The organism is Streptomyces sp. NPDC041784, assembly GCF_055591025.1.
In genome coordinates, this window is the sequence record NZ_JBVJAB010000005.1 from 307,438 (window position 1) to 324,336 (window position 16,899).

General features: G+C 73.5%; 15 protein-coding genes. 7 read left to right on the forward strand and 8 right to left on the reverse strand.

Annotation, left to right across the window (positions count from 1 at the left end; translation table 11 throughout):
- Positions 1-47: 47 nt before the first annotated feature.
- Both afsR and ACZ6D7_RS13690 read left to right on the forward strand, forming a co-directional pair.
- Positions 48-3,044, forward strand: a complete 2,997-nt coding sequence (afsR, locus tag ACZ6D7_RS13685) for an SARP-family global regulator AfsR (RefSeq protein WP_469488947.1) — start codon at positions 48-50, stop codon at positions 3,042-3,044.
- Positions 3,045-3,244: 200 nt separating this feature from the next.
- Positions 3,245-3,445 (forward strand): hypothetical protein, encoded by a 201-nt coding sequence (locus ACZ6D7_RS13690; protein WP_469488951.1) that lies wholly within the window; start codon positions 3,245-3,247, stop codon positions 3,443-3,445.
- A gap of 118 nt (positions 3,446-3,563) precedes the next feature.
- On the opposite strand, the gene argG is transcribed toward ACZ6D7_RS13690, so the two are convergent.
- Entirely contained in the window at positions 3,564-5,018 is a 1,455-nt protein-coding gene (gene argG, locus ACZ6D7_RS13695) for an argininosuccinate synthase (protein WP_469488954.1), read from the reverse strand.
- A gap of 27 nt (positions 5,019-5,045) precedes the next feature.
- A complete protein-coding gene (locus tag ACZ6D7_RS13700) occupies positions 5,046-6,629 on the reverse strand; it encodes a FadD3 family acyl-CoA ligase (RefSeq protein ID WP_469489426.1) in 1,584 nt (527 codons plus the stop codon).
- A gap of 118 nt (positions 6,630-6,747) precedes the next feature.
- Here ACZ6D7_RS13700 and ACZ6D7_RS13705 point away from each other — a divergent pair, with 118 nt between their 5' ends.
- The 3 genes from ACZ6D7_RS13705 to ACZ6D7_RS13715 are packed head-to-tail and all read left to right on the forward strand — an operon-like array spanning position 6,748 to position 9,095.
- Entirely contained in the window at positions 6,748-7,905 is a 1,158-nt protein-coding gene (locus tag ACZ6D7_RS13705) for a lipid-transfer protein (protein WP_469488957.1), read from the forward strand.
- A 3-nt stretch (positions 7,906-7,908) separates the two neighbouring features.
- Entirely contained in the window at positions 7,909-8,325 is a 417-nt protein-coding gene (locus tag ACZ6D7_RS13710) for a Zn-ribbon domain-containing OB-fold protein (protein ID WP_469488962.1), read from the forward strand.
- Positions 8,322-9,095, forward strand: coding sequence for an enoyl-CoA hydratase/isomerase family protein (locus tag ACZ6D7_RS13715; protein ID WP_469488965.1), 774 nt, complete (start codon positions 8,322-8,324; stop codon positions 9,093-9,095). The genes ACZ6D7_RS13710 and ACZ6D7_RS13715 overlap by 4 nt, the downstream gene beginning before the upstream one ends.
- A gap of 7 nt (positions 9,096-9,102) precedes the next feature.
- Here the strand turns inward: ACZ6D7_RS13715 and ACZ6D7_RS13720 are convergent, their stop codons facing one another.
- The 3 genes from ACZ6D7_RS13720 to kbpA form a co-directional block, all read right to left on the reverse strand.
- The gene (locus ACZ6D7_RS13720; RefSeq protein ID WP_469488968.1) at positions 9,103-9,663 is read right to left on the reverse strand and encodes a hypothetical protein; all 561 of its coding nucleotides are present in this window, start codon (positions 9,661-9,663) and stop codon (positions 9,103-9,105) included.
- Positions 9,664-9,843: 180 nt separating this feature from the next.
- The gene (gene afsK / locus ACZ6D7_RS13725) at positions 9,844-12,237 is read right to left on the reverse strand and encodes a protein serine/threonine kinase AfsK (RefSeq protein WP_469488971.1); all 2,394 of its coding nucleotides are present in this window, start codon (positions 12,235-12,237) and stop codon (positions 9,844-9,846) included.
- A gap of 189 nt (positions 12,238-12,426) precedes the next feature.
- Positions 12,427-13,185: an AfsK-binding protein KbpA gene (gene kbpA / locus ACZ6D7_RS13730; protein WP_469488974.1), complete on the reverse strand. Its 759-nt coding sequence runs from the start codon at positions 13,183-13,185 to the stop codon at positions 12,427-12,429.
- Positions 13,186-13,319: 134 nt separating this feature from the next.
- On the opposite strand from kbpA, the gene ACZ6D7_RS13735 reads away from it, so the two are divergent.
- Positions 13,320-13,955 (forward strand): TetR family transcriptional regulator, encoded by a 636-nt coding sequence (locus ACZ6D7_RS13735; protein ID WP_469489429.1) that lies wholly within the window; start codon positions 13,320-13,322, stop codon positions 13,953-13,955.
- A gap of 92 nt (positions 13,956-14,047) precedes the next feature.
- On the opposite strand, the gene ACZ6D7_RS13740 is transcribed toward ACZ6D7_RS13735, so the two are convergent.
- Entirely contained in the window at positions 14,048-14,500 is a 453-nt protein-coding gene (locus ACZ6D7_RS13740) for an Lrp/AsnC family transcriptional regulator (protein ID WP_189713313.1), read from the reverse strand.
- 82 nt (positions 14,501-14,582) lie between these two features.
- Between ACZ6D7_RS13740 and ACZ6D7_RS13745 the strand changes: the two genes are divergently transcribed.
- Entirely contained in the window at positions 14,583-15,197 is a 615-nt protein-coding gene (locus ACZ6D7_RS13745) for a LysE family translocator (protein ID WP_469488979.1), read from the forward strand.
- Between the two features lie 13 nt (positions 15,198-15,210).
- Here the strand turns inward: ACZ6D7_RS13745 and ACZ6D7_RS13750 are convergent, their stop codons facing one another.
- Both ACZ6D7_RS13750 and ACZ6D7_RS13755 read right to left on the reverse strand, forming a co-directional pair.
- Positions 15,211-15,696 carry a nitroreductase family deazaflavin-dependent oxidoreductase gene (locus tag ACZ6D7_RS13750; RefSeq protein ID WP_469488982.1) on the reverse strand — a complete coding sequence of 162 codons (486 nt, stop codon included), beginning with the start codon at positions 15,694-15,696 and terminating at the stop codon, positions 15,211-15,213.
- The gene (locus tag ACZ6D7_RS13755) at positions 15,693-16,877 is read right to left on the reverse strand and encodes an acyl-CoA dehydrogenase family protein (protein WP_469488985.1); all 1,185 of its coding nucleotides are present in this window, start codon (positions 16,875-16,877) and stop codon (positions 15,693-15,695) included. The genes ACZ6D7_RS13750 and ACZ6D7_RS13755 overlap by 4 nt, the downstream gene beginning before the upstream one ends.
- Positions 16,878-16,899 lie beyond the last annotated feature (22 nt).

Sequence of the window (16,899 nt, forward strand, 5' to 3'; positions counted from 1 at the left end):
GACAGGGCAAACTGACCTAGTAGTGCAGATGCTTAAAGGGGAGCCTGATGGACGACCGTGTAGGACACGGCGGCCCGCGCGTGCCGGAGCAGTGGCGTCCCGGCCCCTCCGGGGAGCCGGCGGCGCTCCGCTTCGACGTGCTCGGGCCGGTGCGCGCCCAGCGCGGCGAGGAGCGGCTGGCCACCGGCTCCCCCCAGCAACGCGCGCTGCTGGCGGCCCTGTTGCTGCGCGAGGGCCGCACGGCGACGGCGGCCGAGCTGATCGACGCGCTGTGGGGCGAGGAGCCCCCGTCGCAGGCGCTGGCGGCGGTGCGGACGTACGCCTCGCGGCTGCGGAAGGTACTGGGCCGGGGCATGCTGGTGAGCGAGTCCGGCGGGTACGCCGTGCGGGGCCTGGGCGAGGGCGCCCTGGACCTGACGATGGCCCAGGAGTGGGCCGCGGAGGCGGAGAAGGCGAAGGGCGCCGGCGATCTGACGCTGGCCCGGGAGGTGCTGAACCGCGCGCTCGGCCTGTGGGACGGCGAGGCGCTGGCCGGTGTGCCGGGCCCGTACGCGGAGGCGCAGCGGGTCCGGCTGGAGGAGTGGCGGCTGGGGCTGCTGGAGTCCCGGCTGGACCTGGACCTGGAGCAGGGCTGCCACGCCGAGGCCGTCTCCGAGCTGACGGCGCTCACGGCCGCGTACCCGCTGCGCGAGCGCTTCCGTGAGCTGCTGATGCTGGCGCTGTACCGGTCCGGCCGGCAGGCGGAGGCCCTCGCGGTGTACGCCGACACCCGGCGCCTGCTGGCGGAGGAGTTGGGGGTGGATCCGCGGCCGGGGCTCAAGGAGTTGCAGCGCCGGATCCTCCAGGCCGACCCGGAGCTGGCCGAGCCGTCCGCACCGGCGGCGGAACCGGCGGTGGTCCCGGTCCGGCCCGCGCAGCTCCCGGCGAACGTCCCCGACTTCACGGGCCGTACGTCGTCCGTGAAGGAGCTGAGCGAGGTGCTCGCCGGGGCCTCCGAGGGCGGGGGCGGCGCCGGGGGCGGCCGGGTGATGGCGGTCTCGGCGCTGGCCGGGATCGGCGGCGTCGGGAAGACGACCCTGGCCGTGCACGTGGCGCACCGCGCCCGCCCGGCCTTCCCCGACGGGCAGTTGTACGTCGACCTCCAGGGCGCCGGGGCGCGGGCGGCCGATCCGGAGACCGTGCTGGGCTCCTTCCTGCGGGCGCTGGGCACGGCGGACTCGGCGATCCCGGACTCCCTGGAGGACCGGGCGGCCCTGTACCGCTCGGTGCTGGACGGGCGGCGGGTCCTGGTGCTGCTGGACAACGCGAAGGACGCGGCCCAGGTACGGCCGCTGCTGCCGGGCACGGAGGGCTGCGCGGCGCTGGTCACCTCACGGGTGCGGATGGTGGACCTGGCGGGCGCCCATCTCGTCGACCTGGACGTGATGTCCCCGGACGAGGCGCTCGCGCTCTTCATCCGGATCGTCGGCGAGGAACGGGTCGTCTCCGAGCGGGAGGCGGCGCTGGACGTGGTGGCGGCCTGCGGTTTCCTGCCGCTGGCCATCCGTATCGCCGCCTCGCGGCTCGCGGCCCGGCGGACCTGGACCGTCTCCGTGCTGGCGGCCAAGCTCGCGGACGAGCGGCGTCGGCTGGACGAGCTCCAGGCCGGGGACCTCGCGGTGAAGGCCACGTTCGAGCTGGGCTACGGACAGCTGGAGCCGGCCCAGGCGCGGGCGTTCCGGCTGCTGGGGCTGGCGGACGGCCCGGACATCTCGCTCACGGCGGCCGCGGCGGTCCTGGACCGCACCCCGGAGGACACCGAGGACATCCTGGAGTCCCTCGTCGACACCTCCCTCCTGGAGTCCGCGGCCCCCGGCCGCTACCGCTTCCACGACCTGGTCCGCCTCTACGCCCGCGCCTGCGCGGAACGCGACGAGTGGCCCCCGGCGGAACGGGCGGCGGCACTCTCCCGCCTGCTGGACTTCTATCTGGCGACGGCGGCGGGGGTGTACGCGATCGAACGGCCGGGGGACCGGCTGGTGGACCATCTGGAGGCCACCGAGTATCCCGGGCTGACCTTCACCGACGGGTCGGCGGCCCTGGACTGGCTGTACAGCGAGGCGGCGGCGCTGCTGGCCTGCGTCCGGCAGGCGGCGGGCACCGCACGGCTGCGGCGGGCGGTCGACCTGCTGTGGGCGTCCGGGGACCTGGCGGAGTCGGGGGCGAACTCGCACCAGTACGAGGCGACGGCGGTGGCGATGTGCGAGGCCACGCAGGCGGCCGGGGACCCACGCGCCGAGGGGCGCGCGCACAACGCCCTGACCAGTGTGCTGCTCGTCTCCGGTCGGATCCAGCGGGCCGCGCACGAGTCACGGCTCGCGATGGAGCGTGCCACCGCCGCCGGGGACCCCACCGCGGCGAGCTGGGCGGCTCAGGACCGGGGGCTGGCTGCCCTCCACCAGCGCCAGTACGCCGACGGCAAGGCGTTCTTCGACCAGGCCATCGAAGGGTTCCGGGCCACCGACAACGGGCTGTGCGAGGCCGCGGCCCTGTGCAACCTCTCGCGCGCCTACATGGGGCTGGGCAACATGGCGGAGGCCGTCGAGTTCGCCCAGCAGGGGCTCGCCGTGCACATCGAGGTCGGCAGCACGGTGCGGCTGGCCAACGCCTACTACGCCCTGGGGGTCGCGCTGACCGCGGCCGGCCGGGACACGGAGGCGCTCGCCCAGTTCTCCGAGGCCCTGACGATCTTCGCCGAGCACCGGCAGCGGCTCTGGGTGGGCACCACCCACTTCCGGGTCGCCCACGCGCATCTGTCCGCCCGGCGCCCGGCCCAGGCGGCCCAGCACGCGGAACAGGCGCTCGCCATGGGGTGCATCGGCGGTGACCGGATGCGCGGGAACGTCCTCACCCTGCTCGGGCGGGCGCTCTCCCGGCTGGGCCAGGCCGACCGGGCCGGGGCGTGCTGGAAGGAGGCGCTGCACCTCTACGAGGAGCACGGCGCACCCGAAGCCGACGAGGTGCGCGAACTGCTCGCCGACAGCCCGAAGTCCTCCTGCCCGTAGGGCCGGTGAGAGGCGTTCAGCGTTCGTTTATGCGCGCCCGGCATGCTCGTACGCGTCACACCGTCGCGTCGGGGGGCAGACGGTCTGACCAGGAGCCCGACCGGTTATGGTGCGGCTCCGAACGCCCGTCCAGCAGCCCACGGGGGAGCCTCTGGACGGGCGTTCCTCACTCATCAGCACCACATCAGAGGAGTCAGGCCATGAGCGACGAGAAGCCGCAGGTGGAGCCCGTCCCCGCGACGGACACCGCCGACGCCGAGACCACCGACGCGCAGCAGCCCAAGGACGACACCATCACCCCGCTCGACCACTACATGCCGAGGTCGCCGGGCAAGGACGACATCACGGCGAAGGACCACTACATGCCCGCCCCGCCCGTCCTGGGCCTGGACGGCAAGTAGTCGTCACCCCGGCGGGGGCCGGTCACGGCGGTTCGGAGGGGGAGCCGCCGCGGCCGGGGCATACGGAAAGGCCGCCCCGACGCACTGTGCGTCGGGGCGGCCTTCGGCATTCGTGGGGTCAGTCCGTGCCGAATTCCATGGCCGCGCGGTCCAGGAGGGCGTCGTCCTCGTCGACCTCGCCGCGGGAGGCGATCGCCTCGGCGCCGCCCTCCGGCATCTCCGGCATGGTGCCGATGAGGCCGGTCGCGGCCGCCTGGGCCGCGCCGATCGCGGGGCTGCCGGTGCCGATCAGGCCCAGGCCGGCGTACTGCTCCAGCTTGGCGCGCGAGTCGGCGATGTCGAGGTTGCGCATGGTGAGCTGGCCGATCCGGTCCAGCGGGCCGAACGCGGAGTCCTCGGTGCGCTCCATCGACAGCTTGTCCGGGTGGTAGCTGAACGCCGGGCCTGTGGTGTCGAGGATCGAGTAGTCCTCGCCGCGCCGCAGCCGCAGGGTGACCTCGCCGGTGATGGCGGCGCCGACCCAGCGCTGGAGGGACTCGCGGATCATCAGCGCCTGCGGGTCCAGCCAGCGGCCCTCGTACATCAGACGGCCCAGGCGCCGGCCCTCGTTGTGGTACTGGGCGAGGGTGTCCTCGTTGTGGATCGCGTTCACGAGGCGCTCGTACGCCGCGTGCAGCAGGGCCATGCCGGGCGCCTCGTAGATGCCGCGGCTCTTGGCCTCGATGATCCGGTTCTCGATCTGGTCCGACATGCCCAGGCCGTGCCGGCCGCCGATGGCGTTGGCCTCCATGACCAGGTCGACCGGGGAGGAGAACTCCTTGCCGTTGATCGTCACCGGGCGGCCCTGCTCGAAGCCGATGGTCACGTCCTCGGCGGCGATCTCGACCGACGGGTCCCAGAACCGCACGCCCATGATCGGCTCGACGGTCTCGACGCCCGTGTCGAGGTGCTCCAGCGTCTTCGCCTCGTGGGTGGCGCCCCAGATGTTGGCGTCGGTGGAGTACGCCTTCTCCGTGCTGTCCCGGTAGGGCAGCTCATGGGCGAGCAGCCACTCCGACATCTCCTTGCGGCCGCCCAGCTCGGTCACGAAGTCCGCGTCCAGCCAGGGCTTGTAGATCCGCAGGTGCGGGTTGGCGAGCAGACCGTAGCGGTAGAACCGCTCGATGTCGTTGCCCTTGAAGGTCGAGCCGTCGCCCCAGATCTGGACGTCGTCCTCGAGCATCGCCCGCACCAGCAGCGTGCCGGTGACGGCGCGGCCGAGCGGCGTGGTGTTGAAGTACGCCCGCCCGCCCGAGCGGATGTGGAACGCGCCGCAGGTGAGCGCGGCCAGGCCCTCCTCGACCAGGGCAGCGCGGCAGTCGACCAGGCGCGCGATCTCGGCACCGTAGGTCTTCGCGCGACCGGGCACGGAGGCGATGTCGGGCTCGTCGTACTGGCCGATGTCGGCGGTGTACGTGCACGGGATGGCGCCCTTGTCGCGCATCCACGCGACCGCGACCGAGGTGTCGAGGCCGCCGGAGAAGGCGATACCGACGCGTTCCCCCGTGGGAAGGGAGGTGAGGACCTTGGACATAGGAAGAGTATGCATGAGAACGCATGATCATGCAAAGCCTTTCTCGCGAAGCTCCCCCTTCACCACCTTCCCGCTCGCGTTCCTCGGCAGCTCGCCCAGGAACTCCACCGCCCGCGGCACCTTGTAGTTCGCCATCTCGCGCCGCGCCCAGGCGATCAGGTCGTCCCCGGTGAGCACCGAACCCCGGCGCCGCACCACGTACGCCTTGCCCACCTCGCCGAGCCGGGCGTCCGGGACGCCGACCACGGCGACGTCCGTGACATCGGGGTGCAGTCCGAGCAGCTGCTCTATCTCCGCCGGGTACGCGTTGAAGCCGCCGACGATGTACATGTCCTTGATCCGGTCGGTGATCCGCAGGTTGCCCGCGCCGTCCAGCACCCCGACGTCCCCGGTACGCAGCCAGCCTTCCGCCGTGAGGACCTCGGCCGTGGCCGCCTCGTCCTCGTAGTAGCCGCTCATCACGTTGAAGCCGCGCACCAGCACCTCACCGGGCCGCCCCGGGGGCGCCTCCACCCGCACCTCGACGCCGGGGATCGCGCGGCCCGAGGTGGCCGCGATCACCGTGGGGTCGTCGCCGCGACGGCACATCGTGACGATCCCGCTCGCCTCCGAGAGGCCGTACGCCGTGAGGACCGTGCCCACGCCCAGTTCGCCCCGCAGCCGCTCGACGAGCCGCAGCGGGACGACCGCCGCGCCGGTCACCACCAGCCGCAGCGCCGACAGGTCGTGGGCGTCCCGCGAGGCGTGGTCCAGGAGGGACTGGTGCAGGGTGGGCGGGCCGGGCAGCACGGACACCCGTTCCGCCGCCAGGTTCGCCAGGACCGTGTCCACGTTGAACACCGGCTGCGGGATCATCGTCGCGCCCCGCATCAGACAGGCGATCACGCCGGCCTTGTAGCCGAAGGTGTGGAAGAAGGGGTTGACGATCAGATAGCGGTCCCCGCGCTCCAGGCCCGCCAGATCGCTCCAGATCTCATAGCCCCGCAGCGTCTGCGCGTGGGTGATCACCGCGCCCTTGGGACGGCCCGTCGTGCCGGAGGTGAAGACGATGTCGGACGGCCAGTGCGCGCGGACCGCGTCCGCCCGCGCCCGCACCCGCGCCCCGCTCACGCCCTCCCCGCTCGCCAGGAAGTCCTTCCAGGTGCGGAAGTCCGCGGGGGCGTCGTCCGAGAGGACGACCACCTGCTCCAGCGCCGGCAGCCCGGGCAGCGGACCGGGGCCGCCCGGTACGCCCTCCCCCGCCGCCCGCCGCAGCGAGGCCACGTACGAGGTGCCGAGGAAGGTGCCGGTCACGAAGAGCAGCCCGGCCCCGCTGCGGCGCAGCACGTCCGCCGCCTCCGTCCCCTTGAAGCGGGTGTTGAGCGGCACCAGCACCGCCCCCGCCGAGACCGCGCCCAGCGCCGCGACCATCCAGTCCAGGGAGTTCGGCGCCCAGATCCCCACCCGGTCGCCCGGCCCGACCCCGTTCGCGAGGCACGCGGCCGCCGCGCGTTCGACGCGGGCGCCGAGGTCGGCGTACGAGATCCTCGTGCGGCCCTCCACCACCGCCTCGGTGTCCGCGTACCGTTCGGCCGCCCAGCGGACCAGACCCGGGATGCTCTCCCACTCCACCGTTGTGCCCACAGCACACCTCCCAGCCTGCGGAGAACGGGTAGCTGACTACCCGTCAGATTAGCTGTAGCCTGACGGCCTGTCAGCTCGCTCGTCCGTCTGCGGAGGTGTGCGCACGGTGACCGGAGGACCAGGGATCAAGGACGCCACCGCGATCGTCGGCATCGGCCAGACGCCCTTCGCCAAGAGGCTTCCCGAGGACGAGCGGACGCTCGCCTGCCGGGCCGTCCTCGCCGCCCTCGACGACGCCGGGATCGCCCCCGGCGAGGTCGACGCGCTCGCCTCCTACACGATGGAGGAGACCGACGAGGTGGAGCTGGCCAAGGCCGTCGGCTTCGGCGACCTCACCTTCTTCAGCAAGGTCGGCTTCGGGGGCGGCGGTTCCTGCGCGACCGTGGCCCACCTGGCCACCGCGATCGCCGCCGGGCAGGCGACGGTGGGGGTGGCATGGCGGTCGCGCAAGCGCGGCAGCGGACCCCGCCCGTGGACCAGTACGGCCGTCCAACTGCCCACCCCGGCCCAGTGGACCCGCCCCTTCGGCCTGCTCCGGCCCGCCGACGAGATAGCCATGCTCGCCCGCCGCTACATGCACGAGTACGGCGCCACCCGCGACCACCTCTTCAACGTCGCCCTCGCCTGCCGCAACCGGGCCAACCAGAACCCGGCCGCGATCATGTACGAACGCCCGCTCACCCGCGAGATGTACATGACCTCCCGGTGGATCAGCGAGCCGCTCTGCCTCTACGACAACTGTCTGGAGACGGACGGCGCGCTGGCCTGCGTGGTCGTCTCCCGCGAACGCGCCCGCGACTGCCGCCGGCGCCCCGTGTACGTCCACTCCGCCGCCCAGGCGCTGCCCGCCCAGCACCACGGCATGGTCAACTACTGGAACGACGACCCCCTCACCGGACCCGCCTGGGCGGCCGCCCGGCATCTGTGGAAGCACGCCGACCTCACCCCCTCGGACGTCGATGTCGCCCAGATCTACGACGCGTTCACGCCCCTGGTCCCGCTCTCCCTGGAGGGCTACGGCTTCTGCGGCCGGGGCGAGGGCGGCGCCTTCACCGAGGGCGGCGCCCTGGAGATCGGCGGCCGGCTGCCCCTCAACACCGGCGGGGGCGGGCTCAGCGAGGCCTACGTCCACGGCTTCAACCTGATCAACGAAGGCGTCAAGCAGCTGCGCGGCACCAGCACCGCCCAGGTCCCGGACGCCGCCACCTGCCTCGTCACCGCCGGCGAAGGCGTCCCCACCTCCGCCCTGCTGCTGAGGAGCTGACCCGTGCTGACCCCTGTCACCGACCCCGACGGCGGCCCCTTCTGGCAGTACGCCGCCCTGGGCGAACTCCGCGTCCAGACCTGCTCCGACTGCGCCGAGCCCCGCTTCCCGCCCCGCCCCTGCTGCCCGCACTGCCAGTCCTTCGCGAGCGAGTGGCGGCCGACGTCGGGACGGGGCCGGGTCTGGTCCTACGTCGTCCCGCACCCGCCCCTGCTCCCCGACTACGCGGCGCAGGCCCCGTACAACGTGATCATCGTCGAACTCGCCGACGCGCCCCGGATACGGCTGGTCGGGAACCTGGTGACCGAGGCCGGTGCGCCGCTCGGCTCGTTCCCCCCGGACCGGATCAGGATCGGCGCCCGCGTCCACGCCGTCTTCGACGACCAGGGGCTGCCGAGCTGGGTCCTGGAACGGCCGTGAGCGTACGTCTCGACACCGACAAGGACACCGGCGTCGCCGTCGTCACCCTCGACCGGCCCGCCCGGCTCAACGCCATCGACCTCGCCATGGCCGCCGGACTCCGGGACGTCTGGCGGGCGTTGCGGTTCGACGACACCGTACGGGCGGTCGTGCTCACCGGGGCGGGCGGCCGGGCGTTCAGCACCGGTCTCGACCGGGACGCCGTGGTCCCGCAGCCCGGCTCCCCGTACATGCAGGACGATCCGCTGCTCACCGTCGGGCCGAAGGCGAACGACCTGTGGAAGCCGGTCGTCGCCGCCGTGGAGGGGATGGCCTGCGGGGGCGCCTTCTATCTGCTCGGGGAGAGCGAGTTCGTGGTGGCCGGCGCCGGGGCCGTGTTCTTCGACCCGCACACCACGTACGGCATGGTCAGCGCGTACGAGTCGGTGCTGATGGCCCAGCGGATGCCGTACGGCGAGGTCGCCCGGATGATGCTGATGGGCACCGCCGAGCGGATCTCGGCCCGGCGGGCCCACGAGATCGGGCTGGTCTCCGAACTCACGGAGCCGGGAGGCGCGGTGGCCGCCGCCACCGCCTGCGCGGCCGTCGTCGCCGGGTATCCGCCCGCCGGCGTCCAGGGCACGGTACGGGCCCTGTGGGCGGCGAAGGAGACGGCACGGGCGACGGGATTCGCGCAGGCGCCGCACCTCATCGCGCTGGGCAACCTGCCCACGGAGGACCAGACGCGACTGTTCGCCGGGCGCCCGGCCACGGAACCCAGGGTCCGTTAGGACCTGTTCACACCGACGGTGCCACCGGGGGCGCCTCGCAGTGCTCCACCTCGGCCGCGTCGGTCGCGGAGAGGTTCACGTGCACGGTCGTCACACTGCGCGCGGCCACCTCGACCTCCATGCGCCGCTCCTCGACGGTGCCGCCGGCCGCGTCCGTGAACGTGATCTCGACGACGAAGGTGCCGTCCTGGTCGTTGTAGTTGCTGATGTCGAGTCTCGCCTGCGGGGCGTCCTTCGTCGCGCACTCCACCAGTGCGACGTCGGCGACGTCCCCGGCCGGGGCGGTCGCCCCGCCCGAGCCGCCCGAGCCGCCCGAGGAGGCGTCGTCATCGTCGTCGTGCGACCCCGAGCCCGAGGAGCCCCCGGACGTCGAGGAGCCCCCGGACGTCGAGGAGCCGCCGGACGTCGATGACGAGCCGTCGTGGTCCTGGCCGGAGCTGCTGCACCCGCCGCCCCCGCGCCCGTCGCCGCCGCTGCCGTGCCCCCGGCCCGTGGAGAAGCCGGTGAGTGCCAGCACGACCAGTACCGACACCGCCGCGAACCTGAGTCTGTTCCCCCGTCGTTCCATGACCGCGACCCTAGGCAGCGGCTGTCACGGTCATGTCATCGTCTGGCCACCAGGCCGCCCCGGGCGTAGCGTCTGGGGTGAGTGGCCGATGGGCCGCTCCCCGCAGTGACGGCCGCCGGCTGGATCCCCTTCCGTGCACCCGGCACGACGGCCGTCCCGGGCCGCCGCGGGCCGCCCGGGTCAGGCGGTGCGCGCCGTGCCCGTGCCCTTCTCCGCGTCCAGCGCGTACACGCAGCGGTCCTTGCTGCACGCGTACACGACGCCGTCGCGCACCACCGGGGAGCCGGTGATCTCGCCGCCGGTCGCCAGCTTCCAGCGCAGCCGGCCGTCGTCGGCCTTCAGGGTGTAGAGCAGGTGGTCCGTGGAGCCGAAGTGGATACGGCCCTCCGCGACCGCCGGGGCGCCCACGATGTCGCCGCCCGCCTGGAAGCGCCACTTGGGCGTGCCCGTGACCGCGTCCAGGGTGTACAGGCCCTTGCCGCTGCCGACATGGACATGGCCCGCCGCCACGAGCACCGGGTCGATGGAGGCCCGTGCCTCGGTGGCGATGCGCCAGCGGTCGCGGCCGTCGGTGGCGTCGAGGGCGTACACCGTGCCGAGGTAGTCGGCCAGGTACACCCCGCCGCCGGTCACCGCGGGGCCCGGCACGAAGGCCGGCGGGGAGAGGAACACCGCCGGGGCCTCGAAGTGCCAGCGCACCATGCCGCTCGCCACGTCCACGGCGAGCACGCGGGTGCCGGCCGAGAGGTAGACGTAACCGTCGGGGGCGGGTGTGACCCGGACCGGGACGCCGCCGCAGGAGGCCGCGTCGCCGATGGGATACGCCCAGCGCTCTTCACCCGTTCGGGCGTCCAGGGCTCTGAGCCGGGCGTCCTGCCAGACGAAGACCGTGCCCTCGTGCAGGGCGGGGCCCGCCTCGGGGGACTCGAAGTCGGTCTGGCAGCCGGTGATCTCCCACAGCTTCTGGCCGTTGGATGCCTCCCAGGCCTGGACGCCGCCGCCGCGCGTGCCGGTGACGACCGTGCCCCGGTCGGCCTTGAGGGAGTACACCCAGGCGTCCGTCTGCAGGCGCCACAGGTCCGCGCCCTCACGGGCCTCCAGGGCGAACAGCGTGGGGCCGTCCGAGGCGTGCACCCGGCCGTCGGCGACCGCCATCGACCAGGCCACGTCCCGGGTCTTGAAGCGGCGCCGGCCGGTGGCCACGTCCAGGGCGTGCACCTCGAAGGAGGTGACGTAGACGAGGTCGCCGGCGACCGCCGGGGTGCCCCACACGTCGTTGGACATGCGGAAGCGCCATGGACGCCAGCCCGCCGGGGTCTCCGGGGCCGACGGGAGAGCCGGGGCCGCCGTGGGGGCGGTCAGGGCGGTGTCGGCGCCGTTGACGCCGGGGCGGATCCGGGTCCAGGAGGCGACCAGGCCGGGCTCGGGCACCGGTGCCTTGACGGCGGCGGTGGCGCGGACGTCGGCGACGCGCGGGCCGGGCCCGATCGGCACGGCCGCGCCGGCCAGGCGGACGGGGCCGGTGTCGGGGGCGCCGACCGCGATCGGCGCGGGGGCCTGCGGGGCCGGGACCACCGGGTCGTGGGACGGCGGGGGCGGTACGGCCGGGCGGGCCATCCCCACTCCGCCGCCTCCGCCGCCGCTGCGCGGGCTCGCGGGGGCCGACTTGACCGGCCTGAGGCCGCCTCGGCGGGTCTCGATGAGGGTGACGGCCTTCTCGGGCAGCCACGCCGACGCCGTACCGCTGTCGTCGGAGCCGGAGCCGAAGAGATGGGGGGCGAGCTGGGCCTGGAGGTCGGCGGGGTTGGGGCGGGCCGTCGCCTCCATCTGCATACAGGACTCGATGAGCGGCCGCAGCTCGTCGGGGAGGCCCTCCAGGTCCGGGCCCTCGCGCAGCAGCATGAAGACCGTCTCGACCGGGTTGGCGCCGTGGAACGGCGGATGCCCGGTGGCGGCGAAGACCAGCATCGAGCCGAGCGAGAAGACATCGCTGGCGCCGGTGACGCTCCGGGAGTCCTTCGCCTGCTCGGGGGACATGTAGGCGGGCGTGCCGACGGCCACGTTCGTCATCGTCAAACGCGTGTTCGAGACGCCGGACGCGATACCGAAGTCGATCACCCGGGGGCCGTCCTCGACGACGAGGACGTTCGACGGTTTGAGGTCACGGTGGACGAGCCCGGCGCCGTGGATCGACTGGAGCGCCTCCGCGACCCCGGCCGCCAGCCAGCGCACCGCCTGGGCCGGCATCGGCCCGCACTCGTTCACTATCTCCTCGAGGGAGGGCGCGGGAACGTAGGCCGTGGCCAGCCAGGGCACGGCCGCGCGCGGATCGGCGTCGACGACCGCGGCCGTGTAGAAGCCGGAGACCGCCCGGGCCGCCTCCACCTCGCGCGTGAAGCGCACGCGGAAGAGCTGGTCCTCGGCCAGCTCGGTGCGGACCGTCTTGATCGCCACGCGCCGTCCGGACGCCGAGCGTGCCAGATAGACCAGCCCCATGCCGCCGGCCCCCAGCCGTCCCAGCACCTCGAACGGCCCGATCCGCCGCGGATCGTGCTGCGTCAGCTGATCCACCACTTGCCTGCCACCTCCCCGTACGAGCCCTGTCACCCACTTGTGTACACGGCCCCGTGCAGCGTCTCACCACCGCACCGCCATGGCGGCACGCACCCTGATTCTTCCTGGCCGGAAGGCCGGTTGCGAACCCGGGGACAAGCGGGGTGTCTCATCTCATATGCGGGCAATCCTGTACGTCACACACGCCGATCAGCGCTGAAGCAGCGCGAACGACGCCCCCTGATTGTCCGTGACGACTGCCACGGTGCCGTACGAGGCGGTGAACGGACCAGCGGTGACCCGCCCGCCGAGCCGGGTCACCTCGCCGAGCACGGCCTCGCAGTCCTCGACGCCGAAGTGCACGAGGAAGTGGGACGGCATGACGTCCGCGAAGACGTCCCCCACCGGCGACCGGCCGAAGTCGGGCTCGGCGCCGGGCCCGAAGAGGGCCTCGGCGAAGAGATGGCCGTAGAAGCTGTTGGCGGCCTCGGTGTCCCGGGCGTACAGCTGCGCCCAGGCGAAGGTGCCGGGGGTGTGCCGGACACCGAAACCCGGGTGGCCGCCGGGGGGCGCGCCCGCCTGCCAGAGGCCGAAGACGGCGCCCTCGGGGTCGGCGGCGAGCGCGGCGGTGCCCAGGCCGTCCACCGGGAACGGGTCCATCACCACGTGTCCGCCGGCCGCCCCGATCCGCCGGACGGTCGCCTGCACGTCCGGGGTCGCGAAGTACACCGTCCAGACGGTGGGCATCCGGCCGTCCGTCTTGTGGGCGAGCGCGGCGACGGCCGCGCCGTCGCGCCGGGCCCATACGGAGGTGCCGTAGGCGTCCTCGAACGTCCACCCGAACAGCTCACCGTAGAACCGCCTGCCCGCGTCCACGTCGGGGAGCTGCGCGTCCACCCAGCAGGGGACGCCCTCGGGGTACCCCTCCGGGGATCCCCCTGTGTACACCGATGCCCTGTTTTCGGCCATACAGCCAAACTAACGGCGGTGCACGCAGCCCGCAGACCAGGCACACCCGCCTCCGCACCCCCGCGCACCCCATTTGCAGTCGGCCGAATCGCGCTCCGATCACCCCTCGGTAAGCTGACGGCATGACAGGACAAGTGCGTACCGTCGACGGCCGCGTGGCCGGTCGGCGCGGGCAGGCGACGCGGCAGAAGCTGCTGGACTGCCTCAGCGAGATGCTCAGCTCTTCTCCGTACCGCGACGTCAAGGTCATCGACGTCGCCCGGAAGGCGGGCACTTCGCCCGCGACCTTCTACCAGTACTTCCCGGACGTCGAGGGCGCCGTCCTGGAGATCGCCGAGCAAATGGCCGCCGAGGGCGCCGGGTTGACCGAAGTCCTGGAGGGACGCTCCTGGGTCGGCAAGGCCGGCTGGCAGACGGCGCAGGAACTCGTCGACGGATTCCTGGAGTTCTGGAAGAGGAACGACGCGATCCTCCGCGTCGTCGACCTCGGTGCGGCCGAGGGCGACAAGCGTTTCTACAAGCTCCGCATGAAGATCCTGAACTCGGTGAACAACTCCCTGGCGGACGCCGTCACCGAGTTGCAGGCCAAGGGCAAGGTCGACAAGGACGTGAACCCGGCGGCGATCGCCGGTTCGCTCGTCGCGATGCTCGCGGCGGTCGCCTCGCATCAGAAGGGCTTCCAGTCGTGGGGCGTCAAACAGGCCGAACTGAAGCCGAATCTGGCGCTGTTGGTGCATCTCGGCATCACCGGCAAGAAGCCGACGAGGTAGCGGCGGCGCAGCCGACGATCCGGCCGGCGTATCAGCACCCAAGTCCTGTCTCTCGGGCGGTGGTCCACTGGGGTGGACCACCGCCCGTGCCGTTACGCCGGCAGCGGCCGGTCCTTCACCACATGCTTCATCACGAGCGTGGACGTCAGCCGCTGCACCCCCGGCAGGGTCGCGAGCCGCTCGTCGTACAGCCGCTGGAAGGCCGCGAGGTCGGCGGTGGCCACCCGCAGCAGGTAGTCGGGCTCCCCGAAGAGCCGCTGGGCGTCCAGGACGTGCTCCACCTCGCCGACGGCCCGCTCGAACTCGACGACCGTGTCCCGGTCCTCCTGCCGCATGGACACGAAGACCAGCGCCTCGAAGGCCAGCCCGACGGCCGTCGGCTCCACCACCGCCCGGTAGCCGCTGATCGCCCCGGACCGCTCCAGCTCGCGCAGCCGCCGGTGGCACGGCGAGACGCTGAGGCGCACCCGCGCGGCCAGCTCGGTCACGGTCAGCCGCCCGTCCTGCTGAAGCTCGGCAAGAATCTTCCGGTCCACGTCGTCCATGGGGAAGATCTTCCCTCACTCTCCCCTTTTTCGGGAAAACATCGGAAACACTTTCGGCCGCATCGCGCCTAATGTCCCCCCTATGGACTCCGCGACCCTTCTCTCCTTCCTCGCCCTCGACCTGCTGCTGGTCTGCGTGCCGGGCGCCGACTGGGCGTACGTGATCTCCGCCGGGCTGCGCGGACGCTCGGTGGGCGCGGCGGTGGCCGGGCTGGTGAGCGGCTACGCCCTGCACACGGCGCTCGCGGCGGCGGGCCTGGCGGTCCTGGTGGCCGGCTCCCCGGCGCTGCTCACGGTGCTGACGGTGGTGGGCGCGGCGTACCTGGTGTGGCTGGGGTGGAGCGTGCTGCGGACGCCCGGGGTGCCCGGGGCGGGCGAGGCGGTCACGGAGGGCGGCGCGCGGGTCTTCCTGCGGGGCGCCACGATCAGTGGCCTGAACCCGAAGGGACTGCTCCTCTATCTCTCCGTCCTGCCGCAGTTCCTGGTCGCGGGCGAGGGACATCTGCCGGTCGCCGCCCAGACGGCCGCCCTGGGGCTGCTGCACATGGCGTGCTGCGCGGCCGTCTACCTCACGGTGGGCGTCCTGGCCCGCACCCTCCTGGGCGCCCGCCCGACGGCGGCCCGCGCGGTGACCCGGACCTCCGGGGCGGCGATGCTGGGGATCGGGGCGTTCCTGCTGATCCAGCGGGCGTTCTGAGCCCCGCGGCTCCTCAGGCCCGGCGGACCAGCCGGAACAGCCGGATCTCCCGCTCCACCCGCGCCTGATAGGTGGCGTACGGCGGCCAGAACGCCAGCAGTTCCCGCCAGACGGCGGCCCGCTCCTCCCCTGTCAGCAGCCGGGCCGTGACCGGGATGTCGGTGCCCTTCCAGCTGATCTCGGCGTCGGGGTGGGCGAGGAGGTTGGCGGTCCAGGCGGGGTGACCCGTACGGCCGAAGTTGGAGCCGACGAGGATCCAGCCGCGACCGGTGCCGTTGCCGTCGGACTCGGGCATGCAGGCCAGGGGTGTCCGCCGCGGCAGGCCGCTTCTCGCGCCGGTCGAGGTGAGGATCACCCCCGGCAGCATCTGGGCGCTGAGCAGCACCTTTCCCCGGGTGAGCCGGTGGACGGCCCGGTCCAGGGCCGGGATGAGATGCGGGGCGACCTTCGCGAAGGCCCGGGTCGAGGAGACCCTCTGCACCACGCGGACGCCGATCACACCGCCACCTCCCCGCGCGTGAAGAGTCCGGCCTCGTCGGCCGCGTGGGCGCGCAGCCGGTGGACGGGCCCGAAGAGCAGCTCGTCGCCCGCGGCGCGCTTGAAGTACAGGTGGGCCTCGTGTTCCCAGGTGAACCCGATGCCGCCGTGCAGCTGGATCGCCTCCCCGGCGGCGGTCCGCAGCGCCTGGAGCGCCTGGGCGAGCGCCAGCCCGCCGGCCCGCTCCCCGTGCCCGGCCGCCCAGGCGGCGTAGTACGCGGCGGACCGGGCCGCCTGGACCGCCACGTACACATCGGCCAGCCGGTGCTGGACGGCCTGGAAGGAGCCGATCGCCCGGCCGAACTGCTCCCGCTGCCCGACGTACTCCACGGTCCGCTCCAGCGCCCGTCCGGCGGCCCCCACGGCCTCGCAGGCGAGCACGGCGGCGGCCCGGTTCCCGGCCGCGGACAGCGCCCCGGTGACGTCCGCGTCCTCGCCGCCCAGCACCTCGGCCGCCACGTCCCGGAGTTGGACGCGCCCCTGGGGCCGGGTCGCGTCGAGGGCGGTCTGCCGCGCCCGGACGAGACCGGGGGCGTCCCCCGGCACCAGGAACAGCAGGGTCCGGGACCGGACGAACCCGCCAGTGTGGGCGGCGACGACCAGCAGCCCGGCGCTGTGCCCGTCGAGCACCTGCGCGGCCTCCCCGTACAGCCGCCAGCCGGCCCCGGCGCGACGGGCCTGGACGCCGCCGGCCCGCCCGCCCCCGGCCCAGTCGCCGCCGTTCCCGCCGCTCAGGGCGAGGGCGGTGGTGAGCCGCGGTGCCGGGACGGCGAGCGCGGCGGTCAGCCGGCCGCCCGCGATGCGCGGCAGCAGGCTCGCCCGCTGGGCGTCGGTGCCGAGGGCGAGGATCAGCGGGGCGGCGAGGACGGACGTCGCGAGGAAGGGCGAGGGCGCGAGGGCCCGTCCGGTCTCCTCGGCGGCCAGGGCGAGGTCCGTGACCGGGCAGCCGACACCGCCGTACGCCTCCGGGAGGGCGAGCCCGGGAAGGCCGAGCTGGTCGGCGAGGGCGGTCCACAGGGCGGGGTCGTGTCCGGCGGGGGTGTCCAGGGCGGCCCGCAGTTCCTCGGGGCCGCAGCGTTTGTGGAGCAGTTCCCGCAGCGTGCGGCGGATCTCGTCCTGCTCGGCGGTGAAGCTGGGGTCCATGGCACTTCCCTCCGCATCTGAC

What these genes read in the sequence shown, in the direction of transcription:
- afsR (WP_469488947.1), top strand. Translation starts at nt 48, where the DNA reads ATGGACGACCGTGTAGGACACGGCGGCCCGCGCGTGCCGGAGCAGTGG.
- ACZ6D7_RS13690 (WP_469488951.1), top strand. Translation starts at nt 3,245, where the DNA reads ATGAGCGACGAGAAGCCGCAGGTGGAGCCCGTCCCCGCGACGGACACC.
- argG (WP_469488954.1), bottom strand. Translation starts at nt 5,018, where the DNA reads ATGTCCAAGGTCCTCACCTCCCTTCCCACGGGGGAACGCGTCGGTATC.
- ACZ6D7_RS13720 (WP_469488968.1), bottom strand. Translation starts at nt 9,663, where the DNA reads ATGGAACGACGGGGGAACAGACTCAGGTTCGCGGCGGTGTCGGTACTG.
- kbpA (WP_469488974.1), bottom strand. Translation starts at nt 13,185, where the DNA reads ATGGCCGAAAACAGGGCATCGGTGTACACAGGGGGATCCCCGGAGGGG.
- ACZ6D7_RS13740 (WP_189713313.1), bottom strand. Translation starts at nt 14,500, where the DNA reads ATGGACGACGTGGACCGGAAGATTCTTGCCGAGCTTCAGCAGGACGGG.
- ACZ6D7_RS13745 (WP_469488979.1), top strand. Translation starts at nt 14,583, where the DNA reads ATGGACTCCGCGACCCTTCTCTCCTTCCTCGCCCTCGACCTGCTGCTG.
- ACZ6D7_RS13755 (WP_469488985.1), bottom strand. Translation starts at nt 16,877, where the DNA reads ATGGACCCCAGCTTCACCGCCGAGCAGGACGAGATCCGCCGCACGCTG.